The sequence below is a fragment of the Cupriavidus phytohabitans genome, assembly GCF_017815025.1.
Taxonomy (GTDB): Bacteria; Pseudomonadota; Gammaproteobacteria; order Burkholderiales; family Burkholderiaceae; genus Cupriavidus.
Map to the genome: position 1 here is coordinate 17619 of NZ_JAGIQB010000021.1, position 23491 is coordinate 41109.

16 protein-coding genes and 2 tRNA genes are annotated in these 23491 nt (G+C 66.5%); 11 read left to right on the forward strand and 7 right to left on the reverse strand.

Annotated features, from left to right (window positions below):
* Window positions 1-20 precede the first annotated feature (20 nt).
* Together aceF and aceE are read right to left on the reverse strand one after the other, a co-directional pair.
* A complete protein-coding gene (aceF, locus tag J8I34_RS16250; protein ID WP_209806447.1) occupies window positions 21-1694 on the reverse strand; it encodes a dihydrolipoyllysine-residue acetyltransferase in 1674 nt (557 codons plus the stop codon).
* Between the two features lie 167 nt (window positions 1695-1861).
* Window positions 1862-4549, reverse strand: coding sequence for a pyruvate dehydrogenase (acetyl-transferring), homodimeric type (gene aceE, locus J8I34_RS16255; RefSeq protein WP_209806448.1), 2688 nt, complete (start codon window positions 4547-4549; stop codon window positions 1862-1864).
* 421 nt (window positions 4550-4970) lie between these two features.
* Between aceE and J8I34_RS16260 the strand changes: the two genes are divergently transcribed.
* Together J8I34_RS16260 and J8I34_RS16265 are read left to right on the forward strand one after the other, a co-directional pair.
* Window positions 4971-7556 (forward strand): PAS domain-containing sensor histidine kinase, encoded by a 2586-nt coding sequence (locus J8I34_RS16260; protein ID WP_029047706.1) that lies wholly within the window; start codon window positions 4971-4973, stop codon window positions 7554-7556.
* Between the two features lie 148 nt (window positions 7557-7704).
* Window positions 7705-8337 (forward strand): response regulator transcription factor, encoded by a 633-nt coding sequence (locus J8I34_RS16265; protein WP_029047707.1) that lies wholly within the window; start codon window positions 7705-7707, stop codon window positions 8335-8337.
* Between the two features lie 85 nt (window positions 8338-8422).
* On the opposite strand, the gene J8I34_RS16270 is transcribed toward J8I34_RS16265, so the two are convergent.
* Window positions 8423-9103 (reverse strand): hypothetical protein, encoded by a 681-nt coding sequence (locus tag J8I34_RS16270; RefSeq protein ID WP_209770553.1) that lies wholly within the window; start codon window positions 9101-9103, stop codon window positions 8423-8425.
* Between the two features lie 195 nt (window positions 9104-9298).
* Here J8I34_RS16270 and folD point away from each other — a divergent pair, with 195 nt between their 5' ends.
* From folD to J8I34_RS16290, 4 genes are all read left to right on the forward strand, one after another.
* The gene (folD, locus tag J8I34_RS16275; protein ID WP_029047709.1) at window positions 9299-10150 is read left to right on the forward strand and encodes a bifunctional methylenetetrahydrofolate dehydrogenase/methenyltetrahydrofolate cyclohydrolase FolD; all 852 of its coding nucleotides are present in this window, start codon (window positions 9299-9301) and stop codon (window positions 10148-10150) included.
* A gap of 133 nt (window positions 10151-10283) precedes the next feature.
* The gene (locus tag J8I34_RS16280) at window positions 10284-12377 is read left to right on the forward strand and encodes a M3 family metallopeptidase (RefSeq protein ID WP_209806449.1); all 2094 of its coding nucleotides are present in this window, start codon (window positions 10284-10286) and stop codon (window positions 12375-12377) included.
* Window positions 12374-13204 carry an exodeoxyribonuclease III gene (xth, locus tag J8I34_RS16285; protein WP_198030827.1) on the forward strand — a complete coding sequence of 277 codons (831 nt, stop codon included), beginning with the start codon at window positions 12374-12376 and terminating at the stop codon, window positions 13202-13204. Before J8I34_RS16280 ends, xth begins: the two co-directional genes overlap by 4 nt.
* Before the next feature lie 53 nt (window positions 13205-13257).
* Complete coding sequence (locus J8I34_RS16290) at window positions 13258-15105, forward strand: SulP family inorganic anion transporter (protein ID WP_245175961.1); 1848 nt, start codon at window positions 13258-13260, stop codon at window positions 15103-15105.
* Window positions 15106-15336: 231 nt separating this feature from the next.
* On the opposite strand, the gene J8I34_RS16295 is transcribed toward J8I34_RS16290, so the two are convergent.
* Complete coding sequence (locus J8I34_RS16295) at window positions 15337-15600, reverse strand: DUF1488 family protein (RefSeq protein WP_029047712.1); 264 nt, start codon at window positions 15598-15600, stop codon at window positions 15337-15339.
* A gap of 225 nt (window positions 15601-15825) precedes the next feature.
* Between J8I34_RS16295 and J8I34_RS16300 the strand changes: the two genes are divergently transcribed.
* Window positions 15826-15901, forward strand: a tRNA-Lys gene (locus J8I34_RS16300).
* A 120-nt stretch (window positions 15902-16021) separates the two neighbouring features.
* Here J8I34_RS16300 and J8I34_RS16305 read toward each other — a convergent pair.
* Both J8I34_RS16305 and J8I34_RS16310 read right to left on the reverse strand, forming a co-directional pair.
* Window positions 16022-17410, reverse strand: a complete 1389-nt coding sequence (locus J8I34_RS16305) for an 8-oxoguanine deaminase (protein WP_209806450.1) — start codon at window positions 17408-17410, stop codon at window positions 16022-16024.
* Between the two features lie 123 nt (window positions 17411-17533).
* The gene (locus J8I34_RS16310; RefSeq protein WP_209770567.1) at window positions 17534-18442 is read right to left on the reverse strand and encodes a LysR family transcriptional regulator; all 909 of its coding nucleotides are present in this window, start codon (window positions 18440-18442) and stop codon (window positions 17534-17536) included.
* A 139-nt stretch (window positions 18443-18581) separates the two neighbouring features.
* Here J8I34_RS16310 and J8I34_RS16315 point away from each other — a divergent pair.
* The 3 genes from J8I34_RS16315 (at window position 18582) to J8I34_RS16325 (ending at window position 20689) form a co-directional block, all read left to right on the forward strand.
* A tRNA-Lys gene (locus tag J8I34_RS16315) sits at window positions 18582-18657 on the forward strand.
* A gap of 366 nt (window positions 18658-19023) precedes the next feature.
* On the forward strand, window positions 19024-20004 hold the full coding sequence (locus tag J8I34_RS16320) for a Bug family tripartite tricarboxylate transporter substrate binding protein (RefSeq protein ID WP_209770569.1): 981 nt from the start codon (window positions 19024-19026) through the stop codon (window positions 20002-20004).
* 322 nt (window positions 20005-20326) lie between these two features.
* On the forward strand, window positions 20327-20689 hold the full coding sequence (locus J8I34_RS16325) for a hypothetical protein (protein WP_209770573.1): 363 nt from the start codon (window positions 20327-20329) through the stop codon (window positions 20687-20689).
* A gap of 68 nt (window positions 20690-20757) precedes the next feature.
* Here J8I34_RS16325 and scpC read toward each other — a convergent pair whose 3' ends face one another.
* Complete coding sequence (gene scpC / locus J8I34_RS16330; protein WP_209806451.1) at window positions 20758-22275, reverse strand: succinyl-CoA:acetate CoA-transferase ScpC; 1518 nt, start codon at window positions 22273-22275, stop codon at window positions 20758-20760.
* A 410-nt stretch (window positions 22276-22685) separates the two neighbouring features.
* Here scpC and J8I34_RS16335 point away from each other — a divergent pair, with 410 nt between their 5' ends.
* Window positions 22686-23288 carry a winged helix DNA-binding protein gene (locus J8I34_RS16335; RefSeq protein WP_029047718.1) on the forward strand — a complete coding sequence of 201 codons (603 nt, stop codon included), beginning with the start codon at window positions 22686-22688 and terminating at the stop codon, window positions 23286-23288.
* Window positions 23289-23491 lie beyond the last annotated feature (203 nt).

Below are 23491 nucleotides of genomic sequence, written 5' to 3' on the forward strand. Positions count from 1 at the left end.
TGCCGGTGCGCGCTGCCGAGTTAGAGCAGGATACGGCGGAAGTCCGCCAGCAGTTGCGCGAAGTACGTGTTGAAGCGCGCGGCCTCGGCGCCGTCGATGACGCGATGGTCCCACGACAGCGACAGCGGCAGCGTCAGGCGCGGCGCAAACTGCTTGCCGTCCCACACCGGCTTCTGGAACGACTTGCACACGCCCATGATGGCCACTTCCGGCGCATTGATGATGGGCGTGAAGTACGTGCCGCCCAGGCCGCCCAGCGACGAGATCGAGAAGCAGCCGCCCTGCATCTGGTCCGGCTTGAGCTTGCCGTCGCGCGCCAGCTTGGCCAGCTCGCTCATTTCCTGGCTGATCTCCAGCACGCCCTTCTTGTCGGCGTCCTTGATCACCGGCACGACCAGGCCGTTCGGGGTGTCGGCGGCGAACCCGATGTTGAAGTACTTTTTCAGCACCAGATTGTCACCGTCGAGCGACGCATTGAAGTTCGGGAACTTCTTCAGCGCCGCGACCGTGGCCTTGATCATGAAGGCCAGCATGGTCACCTTGATGCCGGACTTCTCGTTTTCCTTGTTCAGCTGCACGCGGAAGGCTTCCAGCTCGGTGATGTCCGCTTCGTCATGGTTGGTGACGTGCGGGATCATGACCCAGTTGCGGTGCAGGTTGGCGCCGGAAATCTTCTTGATGCGCGACAGGGCCTTGCTTTCCACCTCGCCGAAGCGGGTGAAATCGACCTTCGGCCACGGCAGCAGGCCGAGCTCGCCACCACCGCCGCCGCCAGCCGCGGCCGCCTGGGCCGGCGCAGCGGCCTGGCCGGTCATTACGCCCTTGACGTAGTTCTGCACGTCCTGCTGGGTGATGCGGCCCTTGGGACCGGTGCCGGCCACGCGCGACACGTCGACGCCCAGCTCGCGCGCGAACTTGCGCACCGAGGGGCTGGCATGGGCGGTCTTGCCGCTTACGCCAGCGACGGCCGGTGCGACGGCAGCCGCTGCTGCCGGAGCCGGAGCTGCAACCGGTGCCGGGGCGGGCGCGCTGGCAGCCGCCGGTGCCGGAGCCGCCGCGGCAGCCGGAGCCGGTGCTGCGGCCGCGCCAGCGCCTTCCAGGATCAGCAGCAGCGTACCCTCGGACACGTTGTCGCCAACCTTGACCTTGACTTCCTTGACCACGCCGCCCTGCGGCGAGGGCACGTCCATGGTGGCCTTGTCGGACTCCAGCGTCACCAGCGCGTCTTCCGCGCTGATGGTGTCGCCCGGCTTGACGTGGACTTCGATGACCGGCACAGCGTCGTAGTCGCCGATATCAGGCACCTTGACTTCGATGGTGCCGCCACCGCTCGCGGCTGGGGCTGCCGCGGGAGCTGCTGCCGGCGCGGGAGCGGGCGCGGGCGCGGGTGCTGCAGCAGCCGGCGCCGGAGCCGGCGCTGCGGCCGCGGCAGGCGGTGCTGCAGAGGCCTCGTTGGCCGCTTCCAGCATCACCAGCACCGAGCCTTCGGACACGTTGTCGCCCACCTTGATGCGGACGTCCTTGACCACGCCGGCCTGCGGCGAGGGCACGTCCATGGTGGCCTTGTCCGACTCCAGCGTCACCAGCGCGTCTTCCGCGTTGATGCTGTCGCCGGGTTTCACATGCACTTCGATGACGGGGACGGCGTCATAGTCGCCGATATCCGGCACCTTGATTTCAATTGCTTGACTCATACAGTGTCTCCTGGGCAGGCCGGCGCGCGCGACATCCGCAAGCGGCGAGATTACCTTCGCCGCCCGCTTCTGTCACGCCGCCATGCCGCAAGGCGCCAGCCGGCGGTTTGCCGGGGCGCCCGCGGCACGGCGTCGCCGTACTGCGGGGGTGGGTGCAGGCTGCCGGATCAGACCGACATCGGGTTGGGCTTGCTCGGGTCGAGGTTGTACTTCTTGATGGCCTCGGCCACCTTGTCACGGCTGATGGCGCCCTCGTCGGCCAGCGCCTTGAGCGCGGCCAGCGTGACCCAGTGGCGGTCCACTTCAAAGAAGTGGCGCAGCTTCTCGCGGGTATCCGAGCGGCCGAAGCCGTCGGTGCCCAGCACCACGTAGCGGCGCGGCACGAACGGACGGATCTGCTCGGCGAAGGCGCGCACGTAGTCGGTCGAGGCGATCACCGGGCCGCGGGCTGACTTCAGCTTCTGCGTGACAAAGGCTTCGCGCTGGGCTTCGGCCGGGTGCAGCAGGTTGAAGCGCTCGGCAGCCTGGCCTTCGCGGGCCAGCTCGGTGAAGCTCGGGCAGCTCCACAGGTCGGACTCGACGCCCCAGTCCTTCTTCAGCAGTTCGGCGGCGGCGACCACCTCGCGGAAGATCGTACCCGAGCCCAGCAACTGCACGCGCGGCGCGTTGCTGTTCTCGACGCCCTTGCGGAACTGGTACATGCCCTTGACGATGTCCTTCTCTACGCCAGCCGGCATTTCCGGATGCTCGTAGTTCTCGTTCATCACCGTCAGGTAGTAGTAGACGTCTTCCTGCTCGGCGTACATGCGGCGCAGGCCGTCCTGCATGATCACCGCCAGTTCGTACTGGTAGGTCGGGTCGTACGAGATGCAGTTCGGGATCGCGGCGTGGAACACGTGCGAGTGGCCGTCTTCGTGCTGCAGGCCTTCGCCGTTCAGCGTGGTGCGGCCGGCGGTGCCGCCCAGCAGGAAGCCACGCGAGCGCATGTCGGCAGCGGCCCAGCACAGGTCGCCGATACGCTGGATGCCGAACATCGAGTAGTAGATGTAGAACGGGATCATCTGCACGCCGTGCGTCGAGTACGACGTGGCGGCGGCGATCCAGTCGCACATGGCGCCGGCTTCGTTGATGCCTTCCTGCAGCACCTGGCCAGTCTGCGATTCCTTGTAGAACATCAGCTGGTCATGGTCTTCCGGCACGTACTTCTGGCCTTCCTGGTTCCAGATGCCGACCTGGCGGAACAGGCCTTCCATGCCGAAGGTGCGCGATTCGTCCGGCACGATGGGCACCACGTGCTTGCCGATCTGCTTGTCCTTGAGCAGCGTGTTCAGGATCCGCACGAAGGCCATGGTGGTGGACACTTCGCGGCCTTCGCCGGTGGCTTTCAGCAGCGCGTCGAACGCGGACAGCTGCGGGATCTGCAGCGCTTCGGCCTTCTGGCGGCGGGCCGGCAGGTAGCCGCCCAGGTTCATGCGCGCCTGGCGCATGTATTCCAGTTCCTTCGAGCCTTCTTCGAAGGTCAGGTACGGCACCTCGTCGAGCTTGTCGTCGGGCACGGGAATATTGAACTGGTCGCGGAACTTGCGGATCGCGTCCACCGGCATCTTCTTCTGCTGGTGGGCCACGTTCATGGCCTGGCCGGCATCGCCCATGCCATAGCCCTTGATGGTCTTGGCCAGGATCAGCGTCGGCTGGCCCTTGTGCTCGCTCGCGGCCTTGTAGGCGGCGTAGATCTTGTGCGGGTCGTGGCCGCCGCGGTTCAGGCGCCAGATGTCCTCGTCGGACCAGTCGGCGACCATCGCCTTCAGCTCAGGCGTGTTGAAGAAGTGCTCGCGGACGTAGGCGCCATCCTTGGCCTTCATGGTCTGGTACTCGCCGTCCACGCAGTCCATCATGCGTTTCATCAGCAGGCCCTTGGTGTCGCGCGCCAGCAGCGAATCCCACTTGCTGCCCCACACCACCTTGATCACGTTCCAGCCGGCACCGCGGAACTCGGATTCCAGTTCCTGGATGATCTTGCCGTTGCCGCGCACCGGGCCATCCAGGCGCTGCAGGTTGCAGTTGATGACGAAGACCAGGTTGTCGAGCTTCTCGCGGCCAGCCATGCCGATCGCACCCAGCGATTCCGGCTCGTCGGTCTCGCCGTCGCCCAGGAAGGCCCACACCTTGCGATCGCCGGCCTTGGCCAGGCCGCGGCTGTCCAGGTACTTCATGAAACGGGCCTGGTAGATGGCCATGATCGGGCCCAGCCCCATCGACACGGTCGGGAACTGCCAGAAGTCCGGCATCAGCCACGGGTGCGGGTATGACGAGATGCCCTTGCCGTCCACTTCCTGGCGGAAATTGTCGAGCTGGTCCGGGGTCAGGCGGCCCAGCAGGAAGGCGCGCGAGTACACGCCCGGTGCCGAGTGGCCCTGCACGAAGACCAGGTCGCCACCGCTCTGTTCCGAGGGGGCGCGCCAGAAATGGTTGTAGCCGACGTCATACAGCGTGGCCGCCGAGGCAAACGAGGAGATATGGCCGCCGACGTTGGTGTGCTTGTTGGCGCGCAGCACCATCGCCATGGCGTTCCAGCGGGTGTACGAGCGGATGCGGTGCTCGATGTCCTGGTCGCCGGGGATGCGGGCCTGCTGCTCCACCGGGATGGTGTTGATGTACTGCGTCTCGGCGTGGAACGGCTGGGTCACGCCGTTCACGCGTGCGTACTCGATCTGCTTGTCGATCAGGAACGCGGCGCGCGCCGGTCCCTCGGCTGCGAGGACGCCCTGCAAGGCATCCAGCCATTCATGGGTTTCCTGGGGATCGGCGTCGTTGGCGCTGGATGCGCCGAGAATCTGCTCTGGTACGGCGGACATGACTGTCTCCTGGGTGAATTCGTGCTTCCGTGCCTGCGCTTCCGGCGCCGGCTCTGGGGCTCTACGGGTTGACTCGCACCGTTGCGGGTTCGGCGCTGCCGCGCCTTGCATCGGGCCGCCGCCGGGGTACCTGTTCCGGTTCCTCCGCACGGCAGGCGCATGGCTACCGCCCGCATTCTTGGGTCGAACCGATTCTATGGAAGCCTATGGGGCAACACAAGTGAAATTTTCAAATTGCGATATCGTTTTTTACAATGCGAAATAATACCGCAGCGCATCAAGAGCCATGCCCCGACCCGCATGGCGCCAGACGCAAGGGCGCCCACGCGGACAGCGCCGAGGGGGATTTCATTGGCGCTTTCCCCAAGCGACGCACTGCAATAATCTCGGTACACTGAACGGTCAGCCGTCAATACCTCCCATGCCGTTCCTCGATCGCTTCCTTTCCCGCCTGCGTGCAGCCATGCTTTCGCCCGATGCCTCGGGCACAGCCAAGGCCGCCGGAGGCGATACCGGCCACACCCCTTCCGCGGCCGCCGGGCTTGGTCCGATCGACACGCTCGGCCCCGACGACGGCGCGCCGGTGGCGGCCCCGCGCGGCCTGTGGTGGCTGCGCTGGCGCAACCTTGTCGCCACCAGCTGGTTCATGTTCATCCCGCTGGTCGCGATCGTGCTGTTCACGGTGGCGATGGGCGTGATCCTGTGGTCGCTGCACGAGACCGAGCGCCAGCAGCAGCGTGATGCGCTGTACCGCGACGCCGCCTGGGCGCAGCAGCGCGTGCGCCTGTCGCTGCTCAGCAACCAGGACCAGCTGGCCTCGCTGGCGCGCGACATCGCCGCCGCGCAGCTGGAGCAAGGCGCTTACCGCACCGCCGCCCAGGAAATCCTGCGCGAGAACCCGGAGATCGTCTTTGTCAACTGGCTCGACGCCACCAAGCGCGGCCGCTGGTCGCTGCCGTCGACGTCCGAATTCGCGGTGCGCCTGCGCGAGAACCAGGACCAGCCGCTCGAGCCGGAAGTGCTGGACACCTTCGATGCCGCGCGCGAGACCCAGCGCGTGGTCTACTCGCGCCCGCTGGTCAACGACCGCGGCGACAGCTTCATGCTGATGCAGGTGCCGATCGTGCGCGACAACGAGTTCCTCGGCACGCTCGGCGCGCTGTACTCGATCAACGGCATCCTCACGCACCTGCTGCCGCCGGAGCTGACCGAGCGCTACCGCTTCTCGCTGATCGACAAGAACAACCAGACCCGCGCCAGCACCTCGCTGCGGCCGGTGCCCGGCAACGCGCTGTCGTACGAAGTGCTGCTGGACCCGCCCGGCCACTCGCTGTCGCTGCGCGCCGACGCCTACCCGCCGCCGTCGAACCTGCCCAACAACATGCTGCTGTGGCTGGTGGTGGGCCTTTCCTGCTTCCTGCTGTGGAGCCTGTGGAGCATGTGGCGCCATACCAGCCGCCGCTCCGAGGCGCAGCGCGCGCTGCTGGCCGAGACCTCGTTCCGGCGCGCGATGGAAAACTCGATGCTGATCGGCCTGCGCGCGCTCGACCTGAACGGCCGCATCACCTATGTCAATCCGGCCTTCTGCCGCATGACCGGCTGGCAGGAGAACGACCTGGTCGGCCGCCTGCCGCCCTTCCCCTACTGGCCGCCGAACGACCAGCAGGAGATGCAGAAGCAGATCGACCTGACGCTGCAGGGCAAGTCGCCCGCCGGCGGCTACGAGATGCGCACGATGCGCCGCGACGGCAGCAGCTTCTACGCGCGCATGTACGTGTCGCCGCTGGTCGACAGCCGCGGCCGCCATACCGGCTGGATGAGCTCGATGACGGACATCACCGAGCCCAAGCGCGCGCGCGAGGAACTGGCCGCCGCGCATGACCGCTTCACCACGGTGCTGGAGAGCCTGGACGCCGCGGTGTCGGTGCTCGCCACCGACAAGGCCGAGCTGCTGTTCGCCAACCGCTATTACCGCCAGCTGTTCGGCTGGGAGGCCGAGGGCCACCTCAAGCTCGCCGGCGACGATCTCGACAAGGAACAGGTCTCGAGCGACAACACCGATTACGTCGACGCCTACGCCGGCCTGCCCGCTTCCGAGTTGATGCCCTACGCGTCGGACGCGCGCGAGGTGTTCGTGCCCGACATGCAGAAATGGTTTGAAGTGCGCCGCCGCTATATCCAGTGGGTCGACGGTCACCTGGCGCAGATGCAGATCGCCACCGACATCACCGTGCGCAAGGCCGCCGAGGAAATGGCGCGCCAGCATGAAGAACGCCTGCAGTTCACCAGCCGCCTGACCACCATGGGCGAGATGGCGTCGTCGCTGGCGCACGAGCTGAACCAGCCGCTGGCGGCGATCAACAACTACTGCATGGGCGCGGTGGCACGGCTGCGTTCGGGCCGCAGCACGCCGGAGGACCTGATCCCGGTACTCGAGAAAACTTCCGCGCAGGCCGTGCGCGCGGGCACCATCATCAGCCGCATCCGCGGCTTTGTGAAACGCAGCCAGCCGCAGCGGCGCGAAGCGGCGCTGCACGATATCGTCGCCGATGCCGTGGGCCTGGCCGACCTGGAAGCGACCCGGCGCCGCGTCACCATCCTGACCCGGCTGCCGGCGCCGCCGGTGGCAATCTATGTCGACCCGGTACTGATCGAGCAGGTGCTGGTGAACCTGCTCAAGAACGCGGTCGAAGCCATGGCCGGCCTGCCGGCGTTGCGCGCCGGCGGCGTGGTGCGCCTGCATGCGCGCGTGGAGCCGGGCGAGATCGGCGACAACATCCATATCGACGTCATCGACCAGGGTCCGGGCGTCGACGAAGCCACCAAGGAGCGCCTGTTCGAGCCCTTCTTCAGTACCAAGTCCGACGGCATGGGCATGGGGCTGAATATCTGCCGCTCGATCATCGAGTCGCACCAGGGCCGGCTGTGGGTGGAGAACAATGTCGACGGCATTGGCTGCACCTTCAAGATCATGCTGCCGCTGCATCCCGTGATGGCTGAGCAATAACCCCGCATTCCACCGCTGTCCGAATCGTTCCGGACATCCCCGGCAGGCCGGCGCCAGACTCCCTGCGCATGTGGGGGCCCTGTCTCGCCACAGAGGCCCCGGGGCGGTTACACTTCGCAGCAATGAATTGTTGTCCCGAGGAGACTACATGACCGCAACGCCAAACCCCACGCCCCACCGCGGCGAGACCGTGTTCATCGTCGACGACGATGAAGCCATGCGCGACTCGCTGACCTGGTTGCTGGAGGGCAATGGCTACCAGGTACGCAGCTTTACCAGCGCCGAGCAGTTCCTCGCCGCCTATGACGCCAGCCAGGTGTCCTGCCTGATCCTCGACGTGCGCATGCCCGGCATGAGCGGCCCGGAACTGCAGGAGCGGATGATCGCCGAGAATATCAATATCCCGATCGTCTTCATCACCGGCCACGGCGACGTGCCGATGGCGGTATCGACCATGAAGCGCGGTGCCATCGATTTCATCGAGAAGCCGTTCGACGAATCCGAGCTGCGCGCGCTGGTCGAGCGCATGCTGCAGAAGGCCCGCACCGACCATTCCGCCGCACGCGAGCAGCGCGCCGCCAAGGATTTGCTGGGCAAGCTGACCACGCGCGAGCAGCAGGTGCTGGAGCGCATCGTGGCTGGCCGCCTGAACAAGCAGATCGCCGATGACCTGGGCATTTCCATCAAGACAGTGGAGGCGCACCGCGCCAACATCATGGAAAAGCTCAACGTCAACACGGTGGCAGACCTGCTGCGCCTGGCGCTGTCGCGCAACAGCTGACGCCGCCGGGGCCCGTCAGCACCATGCGCTGGCCCTGTCATGTGGCCGCCCGCCTCCCGGGCGCGCGCAAGCGCCCGCTTTCTGCCTAGTTATTCAGGTATTCCTCGTCCCGGAAGGTGACCACCCATTGCGGCCGGTAGACCACAAAGATGGCCACCAGCATGCCGGTCAGGAACGCCTCGCCAAACGCCAGGATCACCGTTGCCGTCAGCGTATCGGCCACGGTGAACGGCAGTCCCGGCGCCATCACGTGCCGCCACGCCGCCTGCGCCGCGCTGGCGCCCAGCGCCGCCACTCCCGCGGTGAAATAGCCGTGCCCCAGGATAAAGACGAACGGATGACGCGGCAGCCAGCGCCGCAGCAGCGCCTGCAGGCCGGCCGAGATCAGTGCCGGCACCAGCGCCAGCCAGGTATAGCGCACCCACAGCGAGGGCCAGTCGAACAGCGCCCAGCTGTGCCCGGCCAGGTATTCGAGCCCGAACAGCGACACCAGGTCCACCACGAACAGCGACAGCAGCGCCAGTGGCAGCCCGAACAACGTCACCATCAGCGTGGCGCCCAGCAACTGGATCACCAGCCCGCCGACCAGCGTGGCGCGTACCGTCCACAGCAGCGCCACCAGCACCATCGCCCCCAGCCAGGCGTGCTGCAGCGAATTGCGCCGCAGCAATTGCCACGGGCGGCGTGCCAGCGCCCACAGCAGTCCGGTGAGGGACACGACGACCAGCAGCGGGTCTGACAGCAGGGACGGGAGCGCGGTGTGCATACATCCGATGCTACCAGCCCTGCACCCGTACCAGCCTTGCATCCGATCAAGCTGCGCGCGCCAGCCCGCACCGACCCTTTATAATTCGCCTTTGATCCGCATGCCCGCATGACGGGCGCACGCCACCCGCGGCCAAAGCAATCTGCCGGATCCGTTCAAATTCGCACAAACCCGCCCAAACCGGTCTTTTCCTCCATGTCTGCCCAACTGATCGACGGCAACGCCCTTGCCAAACAAATCCGCTCCGAAGCCGCCCAGCGCGCCGCCAGCCTGACCGAGCGCGGTCACCGCCCCGGCCTGGCCGTGATCCTGGTCGGCGAGGATCCGGCCAGCCAGGTCTACGTGCGCAACAAGGTCAAGGCCTGCCAGGACAACGGCTTCCACTCCTCGCTGGACCGTTACCCGGCCGACCTGTCCGAGGCGGAATTGCTGGCCCGCATCGACGCGCTCAACCAGGACCCGAGCATCCACGGCATCCTGGTGCAGCTGCCGCTGCCCAAGCACATCGACAGCCACAAGGTGCTGGAAGCGATCGCCCCGGAAAAGGACGTCGACGGCTTCCACGTTGCCAATGCCGGCGCGCTGATGACCGGCGCCCCGCTGTTCCGCCCGTGCACGCCTTACGGCTGCATGAAGATGCTGGAGTCGATCCAGTACCCGCTGCGCGGCGCGCGTGCCGTGGTGGTCGGCGCCTCCAACATCGTCGGCAAGCCGATGGCGATGCTGCTGCTCCAGGCCGGCGCCACCGTCACCATCTGCAACAGCAAGACGCGCGATATCGGCGCCCACACCCGCGAGGCCGACGTGATCGTCGCCGCGGTCGGCAAGCGCAACCTGATTACCGCCGACATGGTCAAGCCGGGCGCCGTCGTGATCGACGTGGGCATGAACCGCGACGACAACGGCAAGCTGTGCGGCGACGTTGACTTCGCCGGCGTGCGCGAGGTGGCGGGCTACGTCACGCCGGTGCCGGGCGGCGTCGGCCCGATGACCATCACCATGCTGCTGGTCAACACGCTGGAAGCGGCGGAACGCGCCGCGGGCTGACGCGCCCGCGCGTTCGGCGTACATCCGGCGCACATCCGACGTACAGTACGCCACAAGGGGTGCTGGAAATGCCCGCCCCCCGCCCCCATCTGCGGGGCATCGACCTTTGAGGCCAGCCAACCGAGAACACGCCATGGACCAAGCCGCACAAGCCACCCCGGCCAACAATCCGCTGCTGGACTTTTCCGACCTGCCCCGCTTCGCCGAGATCCGGCCCGAGCACATCAGCCCGGCGCTGGACGTGCTGCTGGAACGCGCGCAGCAGGCCGTCGCCCGTGCCGAGGACCCTGCCACGCCAGCCGACTGGGCCAACGCCGTGCAGGCACTGGAAGCCGCCACAGAGCCGCTGGGCCGCGCGTGGGGCGTGGTCAGCCACCTGAGCGCCGTCGCCGACACGCCGGAGCTGCGCAAGGCGCACGCCGACAACCTGCCGCGCATGACCGAGTTCTGGTCGTCGCTCGGCCAGAGCCTGGCGCTGTATGAAAAGTACAAGGCGCTGGCCGCCAGCCCCGAATTCGCGGGCATGAGCGCAGCCCGCCACCAGCTGATCGACAATGAGCTGCGCGGCTTCCGCCTGGGCGGCGCCGAGCTGCCTGAAGACCAGAAGCCGCGCTTCGCCGAGATCCAGGAGCAGCAGGCGCAGCTGTCCAAGGCCTTCTCCGACCACGTGCTCGACGCCACCAACACCTACGCACTGGTTATCGAGGACGAGGCACGCCTGGCCGGCCTGCCCGACGATGCAAAGGAAGCCGCCCGCCACGCCGCCGGGAAAGACGGCAAGGCCGGCTGGAAATTCACGCTGCACTTCCCCTCATACTTCCCGGTGCTGCAGTACGCCGACGACCGCGCGCTGCGCCAGACGCTGTACGAGGCCAATGTCACGCGCGCCTCGGAACTGGGCGCGCAATACGGCCAGGGCCAGGGCGAGTGGGACAACACGGCCAACATGCGCGACCAGCTGGCGCTGCGCCGCGAAGAAGCGCAGATGCTCGGCTACCAGTGCTACGGCGAAGTCTCGCTGGTGCCGAAGATGGCCGAATCGCCGGCCGAAGTGCTGAAGTTCCTCGACGAGCTCGCCGTCAAGGCACGGCCCTTCGCCGAGAAGGACTGGGCCGAACTGAAGGCCTTCGCCGCCGCCGAACTCGGCCTGTCCGACCTGCAGCCGTGGGACGTGGCCTACGCCTCGGAAAAGCTGCGCCAGCAGCGCTACGCGTTCTCCGAGCACGAGGTCAAGCAGTACTTCCCGGAGCCCAAGGTACTGGAAGGCCTGTTCGGCGTGGTGCAGAAACTGTTCTCGGTACGCATCGAGGCCGAGCCGGCGCAGACCTGGCACAAGGACGTGCGCTTCTTCCGAGTGACCACCGCCGACGGCACGCTGCTGGCCCAGTTCTACATCGACCTGTACGCGCGCGAAGGCAAGCGCGGCGGCGCGTGGATGGACGACGCCCGCGGCCGCAAGGTGCTGGTGCACGGCGGCGTGCAGACGCCGGTCGCGTACCTGACCTGCAACTTCTCCGCGCCGGTGGGCAACAAGCCCGCGCTGTTCACGCACGACGAAGTGATCACGCTGTTCCATGAGTTCGGCCACGGCCTGCACCACATGCTGACGCAGGTGGGCGAGCTGGGCGTATCGGGCATCAACGGCGTGGAATGGGATGCGGTGGAGCTGCCGTCGCAGTTCATGGAGAACTTCTGCTGGGAATACGAAGTGCTGACCGGCATGACGCAGCACGTCGACACTGGCGCCCCGCTGCCACGCGCGCTGTTCGACCGCATGCTGGCCGCCAAGAACTTCCAGAACGGCATGATGACGCTGCGCCAGATCGTGTTCTCGTCGTTCGACATGCACCTGCACACGGACTTCGACCCGGCCGGCGCCGCCTCGGTGCTGGATCTGTCGCGCCAGATCAATGACCGCGTGCACGTGGTGCCGCAGCATCCGCTGTCGCGCTGGCCGAACACCTTCAGCCATATCTTTGCCGGCGGCTACGCGGCGGGCTACTACAGCTACAAGTGGGCGGAGGTGCTGTCGGCCGACGTCTACGCTGCGTTCGAGGAAGCGGCACAGCTGTCGGGCACCGTGCTCGACAGCGAGACCGGCGCACGCTACCAGCGCGAGATCCTGTCGGTGGGCGGCAGCCGCCCGGCAATGGAATCCTTCGTCGCCTTCCGCGGCCGCGCGCCGCAGATCGATGCGCTGCTGCGCCACGGCGGGATGGCGGCATGAGCGCGGTTGCACTGCCCACCACCGGTCCGCTGCGGATCGCCAGCTGGAATGTCAATTCCCTGAAGGTGCGCCTGCCGCAGGTGCTGCAATGGCTGGCCGAGCAGGACCAGGCCGGCGCGCCGATCGACGCGCTGTGCCTGCAGGAACTGAAGCTGCCGGACGACAAGTATCCGCTGGCCGAACTGGAGAATGCCGGCTTCCACAGCATCTATACCGGCCAGAAGACATACAACGGCGTTGCCATCCTCGCCCGCGACGCCAGCATGCCCGGGCCGGTCGACGTGGTGCGCAACATCCCCGGCTTCGAGGACGCGCAGCAGCGCGTGATCGCCGCCACCTACGGCGACCTGCGGCTGGTCTGTGCCTACTTCCCCAACGGCCAGTCGCCCGAGTCGGAGAAGTTCACGTACAAGCTCAAGTGGCTGGAAGCGATGACCGCGTGGCTGCGCGAGGAAATGCAGCGCCATCCGCGCCTCGCGCTGCTGGGCGACTTCAATATCGCGCCCGAGGACCGTGATGTGCACGACCCGGCCAAGTGGGTAGGCCAGAACCTCGTGTCGCCGCCGGAGCGCGCCGCCTTTGCCGCACTGGTGGAGCTGGGCCTGGCCGATGCCTTCCGCAGGTTCGAGCAGCCGGAGAAGAGCTTCTCCTGGTGGGACTACCGCATGATGGCGTTCCGCCGCAATGCCGGGCTGCGCATTGACCATATCCTGCTGTCGCCGGCGCTGGTGGAGCAATGCTCCGGCTGCGTGATCGACCGCGTGCCGCGCACCTGGGAGCAGCCTTCGGACCACACGCCCGTGGTTGCCACGCTGCACTGCGGCTAGCCCCCCATATACGGCCCCGTGCAGGCCGCCGACGAGTCAGTACCTGCTCTCCCATGACAGCATCCACGCAAGGCACTTTCCTGCATCGCATGTTCCCGTGGCGCCAGCGCATCGACCGCGCCACGCTGCGCGCCGACGTGGTCGCCGGCCTGCTCGGCGCGGTGCTGGTATTGCCGCAGGGCGTTGCCTTCGCCACGCTGGCCGGACTGCCGCCGCAGTACGGCATCTACAGCGCGGTGGTGCCCTGCATCGTCGCGGCGCTGTTCGGTTCGAGCTGGCACGTGATGTCAGGGCCGACCAATGCCAATTCGCTGGCGATGTTCGCGATGCTGAGCCCGCTCGCGTTCGCCGGCAGCCCCGCGTATATCGGGCTGGCGCTGACGGTGACCATCGTGGTCGGCGTGATGCAGCTAGCGGTCGGCACGCTGCGGCTCGGTTCGCTCGCCAACTTTATTTCGCCGTCGGTGCTGCTCGGTTTCACCTGCGGTGCCGCGACCCTGATCGGGCTGTATGCGCTGAAGGATGTGTTCGGCCTGCAAGTGCCGACCGGCACCAGCGCCTTCGGCGTGCTGCGCCACCTGGCCGGACACGCCGACACCATCAACTGGTCCGCGGCGGCCGTCGCTGCCGTGACGCTGGCGGTGACGCTGCTGTGCAAGCGGCTGTGGCGCAAGCTGCCGTTCATGCTGCTGGGCCTGCTGGCCGGCTATGGCGTGGCGCTGCTGCTGAACCAGGCAGGCACCGGCACCCAGCATGTGAACGTGGTCGGGCCGATCCCGTCGGCGCTGCCGCATTTCCATGTGCCCGACCTCGACTGGCGCAAGCTCCCCGACCTGCTCGGCATCGCCTCGGCACTGACCATCGTCGCGCTGGGCCAGTCGATCTCGATCGCCAAGGCGGTGGCGCTGCGCTCGGGGCAGCATATCGATGCCAACCGCGAATTCATCGGCCAGGGCCTGTCCAATATCGCCGGCGGCTTTTTCTCCGGCTATATCTCGTGCGGCTCGCTCAACCGCTCTATGCCCAACTTTGAAGCCGGCGCGCGCACACCGCTGGCCAGCGTGTTCTCGGCGCTGTGGCTGGTAGCGCTGGTCGCGCTCAGCGCGCCGCTGCTGGCGCAGATCCCGATGGCGGCGATCGGCGCCATGCTGCTGCTGGTGGCGTGGGGACTGCTCGATATCGCACGGCTGCGGCGCATCTTCACGCTGAGCCGTACCGAGTTCGCGATTGCCATCGGCACCTTCGCCGCGACGCTGGTGATCCGGCTCGAGATGGCGGTGCTGCTCGGCACCGTGTTGTCACTGGTGGCCTACCTGTACCGGACCTCCAGGCCGGCAGTGCGCAGCCTGGTGCCGGATGCCGACGACCCGGACCGGCGCTTCACGCCGCTGGACGAACTGCACCGTCCGCAGCCGGAGTGCCCGCAGCTCAAGCTGCTGCGCATGGAAGGCGCGATCTACTTCGGCGCCGTGCAGTACGTGACCGACCGCCTGCACTGGCTGCGCACGGTCAATGCCGGCCAGACGCACTTGCTGGCGATGACCAAGAGCATGAATTTCATCGACCTGGCAGGCGCGGAGATGTGGGAAAACGAGCTGGTCGAGCGCCGCGCCATGGGCGGCGACCTCTACTTCCACCGCCCACGCACACAGGTGCTGCAGACGTGGGAGCAGACCGGCTTCAGCAACAAGCTGGGGCCGGACCATATCTTCCCGACCAAGCGGCAGGCGCTGCACACGATCATCGGCAAGCTCTCGCCCGAGATCTGCGCGCAGTGCCGCGTCAGGATCTTTGAAGAATGCGCGTCACGGCCGGGAGCATCCGCTCACGACGCCGTCAATGCGGATGCGGCCAGCAGCGCACCGCGGCCGGGGGCATGCGCCACTGCGGCGGCACGCTGACGCGTCGCGCTGATACGTCGCACACAAGATGCCGTCAGCAAGAAAAAAACGCTGAGGACAGTGTTAAACAACCGGAAATTGAAACAGCAAGGAAGACGTTGGTGCCTGCGCCGGCGTTGCCGGGCCGGGTACGCAAGGCCGGACGGCCATGAGCGTTGATCTAGGCGGTGATGCCTGATGGTGGATGGGCGCCCGCGGCATGCCGACGGCTGGCCGGGGCATCCATCCTCATCAGATCGGCGCCACGTGGGCGCGCTTGACGACGATTGGCTGGGGCGCGCCCTGCTCGATCAGCACCACGGCGGCGCGTTCGATGGTTTCGCGGCCGGCACGGAATGCCTCTTCCAGCGACAGCACCTGGTCTGCGCTGAAGCCTTCCCACAGTGCCTCGCGTGTCACTACGCAAGTCACTTTCTCGCCATTGACGATCGCCTGAAAGAGCAAGCCTTCATTGTTGATGTCGTAGCGCTCTTGCTCTTGGAATTTAATATCCATCGGTGCAGCCCTCCATATGCAAGTGGAGAAGAATCCTAACATGGCTCCGGCGATATCGTGCGGATCCAGCTTGTGCGATTGCGCTCAATCCGAAGACCAGCAAGGGTGGCGTTCGGTTCCGTTCACCTGACGGTTGCCGGCATCGGCATGCGCGAAAGCGTTGCGCCGGGTTGCGCGCAAACTGTTGACAGCGCCGAAAATCATGCTAGAATCTCGTTCTTCGTTGGGGCGTTAGCTCAGTTGGTAGAGCAGCGGACTCTTAATCCGTAGGTCGAGTGTTCGAGTCACTCACGCCCCACCAGCGAATACAAGAAGGCCGGAAGCAGCAATGCTTCCGGCCTTTTGCTTTTCCGTCCGGTGTTTCGTCGAACGCTGGCGCAGGCATGCAATGCCTGCGCCAGGTCGCCTCGCTGCAGTCAGGTCAGGCGCCGACGCTGGCGCGCTCGAACAGCGTGCGCGCCAATGCGCGATGCCGCGTCAGCACGCTGGGCAGGTCCGCTGTCAGCAGCACACCATCGCGCACCACTTCGCGGCCGTTGATCACGCTCGCTGCGACATTGGCCGGGGTGCAGAACACCAGCGAAGCGACCAGGTCGTGGCCGCCGCCGGCAAAGCCCACCCCTGACATATCGAAGGCAACAAAGTCCGCCGACATGCCCGGCGCGAGCGCGCCGATATCGTCGCGGTTGAGCACGCGTGCGCCCCCCAGCGTGGCGATCTCCAGCGCCTCGCGCGCGCTCATCGCGGCCGGGCCATAGCCGACGCGCTGCAGCAGCATGGCCTGGCGCGCTTCGCCCAGCATGTGCGCGCCATCGTTCGAGGCGCTGCCGTCGACACCCAGGCCGACCGGCACGCCGGCTTCGCGCATCGCGCGCACCGGTGCAATGCCCGAGGCGAGCCGCATGTTCGAGCACGGGCAATGCGCCACGCCGGTGCCGGTACGCGCGAACAGCGCAATGCCCTCTTCATCGAGCTTCACGCAGTGCGCATGCCAGACGTCGTGACCGACCCAGCCCAGGTCTTCGGCATACTGCGCCGGCGTCAGCCCGAACTTCTCGCGCGAGTACGCGATGTCGTTGTCATTCTCGGCCAGGTGGGTGTGCAACGACACGCCGTAATGGCGCGCCATCACCGCCGACTCGCGCATGAGATCGCGCGACACCGAGAACGGCGAGCACGGCGCCAGCACCACGCGCAGCATCGCGTGGCGCGCGCCGTCGTGGTACTGCTCGACCAGCCGCTGGCTGTCGCGCAGGATCGCGGCCTCATCTTCGACCACGACGTCGGGCGGCAGGCCGCCCTTGCTTTGGCCCACGCTCATCGAGCCGCGCGCGGCGTGGAAGCGCATACCCATCTCCTGCGCGGCGGCGATCGAATCGTCCAGGCGCGAACCGTTGGGGAACAGGTAGAGGTGATCGCTGGTGGTGGTGCAGCCGGACAGCATCAGCTCGGCCATCGCGGTCCTGGTCGACACGGCGATCATTTCCGGCGTCAGGTGCGACCACAGCATGAACAGGTTGGTCAGCCACGAGAACAGCTCGGCATCCTGCGCGGCGGGCACGGCGCGCGTCAGGCTCTGGTACATGTGGTGATGCGTGTTGACCAGGCCTGGCGTCACCACGCGGCCGCGCATGTCGAGGACCTGCGCGCTGCCGTCGTCGACCATGCGGCGGTATTGCGCCGGCAGGTCGGCCGTCGGACCGACCCATTGCACCGCCGGCCCTTCGGCGACCAGCGCGCCGTCGCGGATCTCGCGGCGCTGCGCGTCCATGGTGACGAGTACGTCGGCGTTCAGGGCAATCAGGGTCATGGCGGCATTCCTTCGGTTCTTGGGGGACAGATGCCGCCAGTCTAAGGCGAAGGCATGCTCGCGCCTAAGCATCGAATTCCGAGCACCTATGTCCACAAAAAGTGGACACCTGCGCCATCCCGACTAGCGGGCCTGGGCGAACAACGTGGCCAGCGCATCGCCGATGCGCTCGGCCATCAGTTCCGCGGCCGCGGATAGGGTGCCGCGGGCACGCGCCACCAGCGTCAGCGTCTGCCCCTGCAGGTGGCGGTCGCGCAGCGGCACGTACACCAGCGCCTGTCGCGCGCGCTCCTCCATGACATCGAGCGGGTTCAGCAGCGCCACGCCGGTGCCCAGCATGACCAGCTGGCGGATCAGCACGGTCGAGGTCGACTCCGCCACTGGCGACACTTCGATGGCATTGCGGGAGAAGGCGGCATCCAGCAGCGCGCGGATCGACAGCGACGGCGCGGGCAGGATCAGCGGATAGCCGACGCATTCGCTCAGCAGCACGGACGGATGCGCCGCCAGCGCATGGCCCGGCGGCACCACCGCGCCAATCTGCCAGTCGCTGCTGGCCAGCGCGCGGAAGGCGGGCAGTTCCGGCAGATCGTAGCCAAGCCCGAGATCGGCATCGCCCTGCTCGACCGCCGCGACGATCCCGGCGACCGGCAGGTCATTGACGCGCACCACGATGCCCGGGTAGCGCTGGCGGAAGTCATGCACCAGCGACGGCATCAGCGAGCCGGCCAGCCCCGCGGTGACCGCCACGGTGACGTCGCCGCGGCGAGCGCCCTTGAATTCTTCGATACGCTCGCGCAGTGCTTCATGCTCGCGCAGCGTCTGGCGGACGTGGGCCAGCACCATCTCGCCCAGGGGCGTCAGCCGCAGCCGCTTGTTGATGCGCTCGAACAGCGGCGCCCCCAGTTCGGCTTCCAGGTCAAGGATCTGCCGGTTCACGGCCGTTGGCGCCACGTGCAGGTGCTCGGCCGCCTTGCGGATCGAACCGCGGCGGACAACCTCGTCGAGATAGCGCAGGACTCTGGCGTGCATGGGCTGGCGGTGTGTACCGGATATCAGGGCGTGCCGAATTGTAGCGGCGGGCGCAAGCCCTGCTGCCGCCCGCCTTGGCAAGAATGGCGAAAGGGTATTGCGCAGTATCCGATACCTTGCTACAATCTTTTTCTTCGTTGGGGCGTTAGCTCAGTTGGTAGAGCAGCGGACTCTTAATCCGTAGGTCGAGTGTTCGAGTCACTCACGCCCCACCAGCGAATTCAGGAAAAAGCCGGAAGCTTGCTTCCGGCTTTTTTCATTTTGGCCTGCCCTTTCCCTTCCTTTCCGGCGCCTGCGCAAACCGTGATCGGCCGCACGGCACTTCCGCTGTTTTCTTGATACGCGGGTTGTCACCAATACCCTTCTGCGCCCTTTCCCGGTTGAATCGCTTCCGCGCACGTTGTGGAACATGGTTCCGTATCGCGGAACCATCGCAATGTGCAGGCCGCTGCCGCACCCCGGAGCGGCCGGGTCAGCCGGCGGGGAAGACTGACGGCGCGGGGCGCACGATGGCGTTGCGCCCGAGAGAACGCCCGCAGCCCGCCTGGCAAGCAATCAGTGAAAGAAGAACGGAGGCATCCTTGAAAGCAGTCAACAAAGCAGGCGCAGCCGCCTGCGTCGCAGCCATCGGCCTGGCCTGTGCCGGCCTTGCCCAGGCGCAGTCCTACCCCACCAAGCCGATCCGCCTGATCGTCCCGTTCGCGGCCGGCGGCACCACCGATATCGTCGCGCGCGCGGTCTCCGACAGCCTGGGCCGCGAGCTGGGCCAGCCGGTGGTGGTCGAAAACCGCGGCGGCGGCGGTGGCGCGATCGGGGCCGACGCGCTGGCCAAGTCCGCGCCGGACGGCTACACGCTCGGCATCGCCACGGTCAGCACCATGGCGACCAACCCGGCCACCAATCCGAAGAATCCGTACGACCCGCTCAAGGACTTCGTGCCGATCACCAACCTGGTCAACGTGCCCAACGTGCTGACGGTGAACCCCAAGGTGCCGGCCAAGACGCTGAAGGAATTCGTCGCGCTGCTGAAGGCCAACCCCGGCAAGTACAGCTACGCTTCCGCCGGCAAGGGCAGCATCTCGCACCTGGATGGCGAGCTGTTCAAGGACATCACCAAGACCGACATGGTCCATATCCCCTACCGCGGATCGGGCCCGGCGCTGAACGACACGCTGGCCGGCCAGGTCAACGCGCAGTTCGACAACCTGCCGTCGTCGATGCCGCATATCCAGGCCGGCAAGCTGCGCGCGCTGGCGGTGGCGGCACCCAAGCGCGTCGAAGGCCTGCCGGACGTGCCGACCTTTGCCGAAGCGGGCATGAAGGACATGAACAACATGGCCTGGTACGGCCTGGTCGCGCCGGCCGGCACGCCCGCTGCCATCATCACGCGCGTGCACGACGCCGCGGTCAAGGCCCTGCAGGACCCGAACGTGAAGCGCCGGCTGGCTGAAAGCGGCGCCTACACTGACGGCAATACCTCGGCCCAGTACGCCGCGCAGATCAAGCGCGAACTCGACCTGCGCAAGAAGATTGCGCATGACCAGAACATCACGCTGGAATAACCGGCGCTCTACACAAAGAGCTCAGCAAACGGCTGCCCGATGGCAGCCGTTTTTTCGTCTGGACGTCACCAAACGTGCCGATAACGGCACTAATGCTGGGAAATTTCCACTCCCATCAACTGAATCTTGATCTTGAACAGGACGCAAGACCCGCCCAAGCGTTTCAATATCCCTAGAAGAAACTTTCACTTTGCGGACACGCGCCAACTCGGTACATTAGCTGGGTGATCCGCCACACGGCCGGCACCGCATGCCGGTCCACGCTCGGCCCCAACCCGGCATCGCGCAGGCGCTGCGATGCCGAATTCGCGAGGATAAAGAGATGCTGAAGAAGACCGTTTCGACCCTGATCGTTGCAGCATTCGCCGCTGTGGGTGCGACGCAGGTGTATGCACAGAAGAACTACACCGATGGCGGCGACCTGTACGGCGGCAGCCATACCAAGAAGCAGGCCAGCCCGAACCAGAATCCGGCAAAGTCGGGCAAGTTCGATCCCTACACCGATGGCGCCAAGCAGTCGACGCGCACCGACCTGACCAACTCGGGCAAGAAGGTCGACCCGAACACCGACGGCGCCAAGGCCGGCAAGTACGATCCGTACACCGACGGCGCCAAGACCGGCAAGTACGATCCGTACACCGATGGCGCCAAGGCGCCTGCCAGCCAGGGCAACAAGGCGCAGTAAGCCTGCAACAGCCAAGTTAAAACAGCCCGCTTCGGCGGGCTGTTTTGTTTTTTGGCCGATGGTCGCCGTCAGGCAGCCAGCGCCTGCGCCGGTTGTGCGGGCCGCATCGTGCCGCGATCGCGGAAGCCGACATGCCAGGACAACGCCTCCTCCAGCAGGTGGGGCGTCTGGCCGCCGTGGGCGCTTGCGCGGCGGAAATAATCGCCCAGCAACTCGCGGTATTGCGGACCGGCGCAATTGGCGATGATGGTGCGGGCGCGCTCGCGCGGCGCCAGGCCGCGCAGGTCAGCCAGGCCGTGCTCGGTGACGATGATGTCGACGTCGTGCTCGGTGTGGTCCACATGCGCCACCATCGGCACGATGCTCGAGACATCGCCCCCCTTGGCCACCGACTTGGTTACGAACACCGACAGGTGCGCATTGCGCGCAAAGTCGCCGGAGCCGCCGATGCCGTTCATCATGTGGGTGCCGCCTACGTGCGTGGAATTGACATTGCCGTAGATGTCGCACTCCAGCGCGGTGTTGATGGTGATCAGACCCAGCCGGCGCAGGATCTCGGGATGGTTGCTGATCTCCTGCGGGCGCAGCAGCAGCCGCGAACGGTAGCGGTCCAGGTTCGACAGGAAGCGCTGGTAGACCTCGCGCGTCAGCGTCACCGACGAGGCCGAGGCAAACGATAGCCGGCCCGCATCGAGCAATTCGATGGTGCTGTCCTGCAGCACCTCGGAATACATCTTCAGGTCGCGGAACGGCGAGTCGACCAGCCCGTGCAGCACGGCGTTGGCAATCGTGCCGATGCCGGCCTGCAGCGGCTGAAGCGATGGCGACAGCTTGCCGGCGCGCACTTCGCGCAGCAGGAAGTCATTGAGGTGGCCGGCGATGCCGCGGGTTTCGTCGTCGGGCGGCAGCGCATTGGAGGGGCTGTCGTCCTTGGCGGTGATGACGATGGCGGCAATCTTTTCAGGATCGATCGGGATGTACGGCAGGCCGATGCGCTGTTCCGGAGCGATCAGCGGGATCGGCTGGCGGTACGGGCGCTGGACCGGGAAATAGATGTCATGCAGCCCTTCCAGCTCCAGCGGCATGTTCATGTTGATCTCGACGATCACCTTGCGCGCCAGCATGGCAAAGCTTGCCGAATTGCCCACCGAGGTGCTGGGGATGATGCCACCCTGCTCGGTGATGGCCACGGCCTCGACCACCGCCACGTCGACCGGCGCGATCTGGCCGGAACGCAGCTGCTCGACGGTTTCGGACAGGTGCTGGTCGATGAACATGACTTCGCCGGCGTTGATCTTGCGGCGCAGCGTGCCATCGGACTGGAACGGCAGGCGGCGCGCGATCACGTCGGCCTCGGACAGGACACGGTCGATGTCGTTGCCGAGCGAGGCGCCCGTCATCAGGGTGATGCGCAGCGGCTCCGTCGCCGCGCGCCGCGCCAGTGCGAACGGGACTTCCTTGCAGTCGCCCGCGCGGGTGAAACCGCTCATGCCCACGGTCATGCCGTCGCGGATCAGCGCGGCGGCTTCGTCGGCCGAGACTACCTTGTCATGCAGCCTGGCCAGGCGAATGCGTTCCTTGTACATCGTGATCTCCGGTCTGGCGGCGCAGGCCCTTGCCCGTGCCGCTCGCCCCGTGCCTTTGCTTGCCGGCAGGCTGGCTTGCGGGGTCTCCGGCTGGCAGTGTAGCCAGCCGCCTCCATTCCGGCTGGGATTTAAAGTCATGCATCCCAGTCGGATTTTTCATAACACCGGCTGATCGATGGGGCGCCCGCAACACTAAGTTCAGCCAGCGTCTCAGGGCATACCCGCAATGTCACAAAAATGGCAAAAGTTTCTGGTAGTGTCTCGCCCTATCGGCTGAACGGATCCCAGAGAGGTCCGGCAACCGTGCCGCCCGGGCCGGCCATGCTCGGCCCATCAACCCGTTGCACAAGCGTGGCGGGTACTCGCAGCATCGTAGTGGCGGCAAATTTAAAAATCAGGAGACGCCATTCATGCAGCCCAGACCTCTCGAACCCAACGAGCCGGTCGTCCTTGCACTGGTCGACGCCGTCACCGCCTGGCAGGACGCCCTGGAGCAGACCCTCTCCGCCTCTGGCCTGAATTACGCCAAATGGCTTTTGCTGCGCGCGATCAGGCGCGGCGACTTCGTACGCGGCGCGCCATTGCCGGGCGCCATGCCGATCGATGTTCCGCAGTCTGAACTGCTGCTGCATGAACTGCGCCGCGACGGCTGGATCGAGTACGCCGAGGCCAATTCGCCCCGCATGCCCCGCATCTCCGACACCGCCGCGAGCCGCCTGGAACGCGCCTCGCAGGCGCTCAGCGCGCTGCACAGCGTGTCGGTAGCACCGTTCAGCCCGCAGGAACGCGTGGCGCTGGGCAGCCTGCTGGAACGGATGAAGATCCGGCTGAACGACCACACCACGCGCCAGATCCGCGTGGGCGGCGAAGCCGCGCGCCAGGACAAGCCGGCGACTGCCGGCGGGGCCGCGGCCCAGGCCGGCATGGCGGCGTCCGTCGTCCCCTGCACGGGACTGCTCCCGGTTGCGCATCGCCCGGCCTCTTGTCCTACCCTCGCCAGCGCGCGCTTCTGACGCGCGCGCCCAGGCCGGTGGCCGCCTCCCTTGCAGGCGGACCGGCCGCACTGTACGGATCCCTCGCTTTCTTCGCGACTTTGTCCCGCCGGGTGCGTTGATTTTTCCTAAAGTATGAGCATGCCCCGGCACATGCCGGACCGGCGGCGAAATTGCCGCGCGGGCCGCACTGGCCGCGTCGTCCATCGATACCGCGAGGAGGG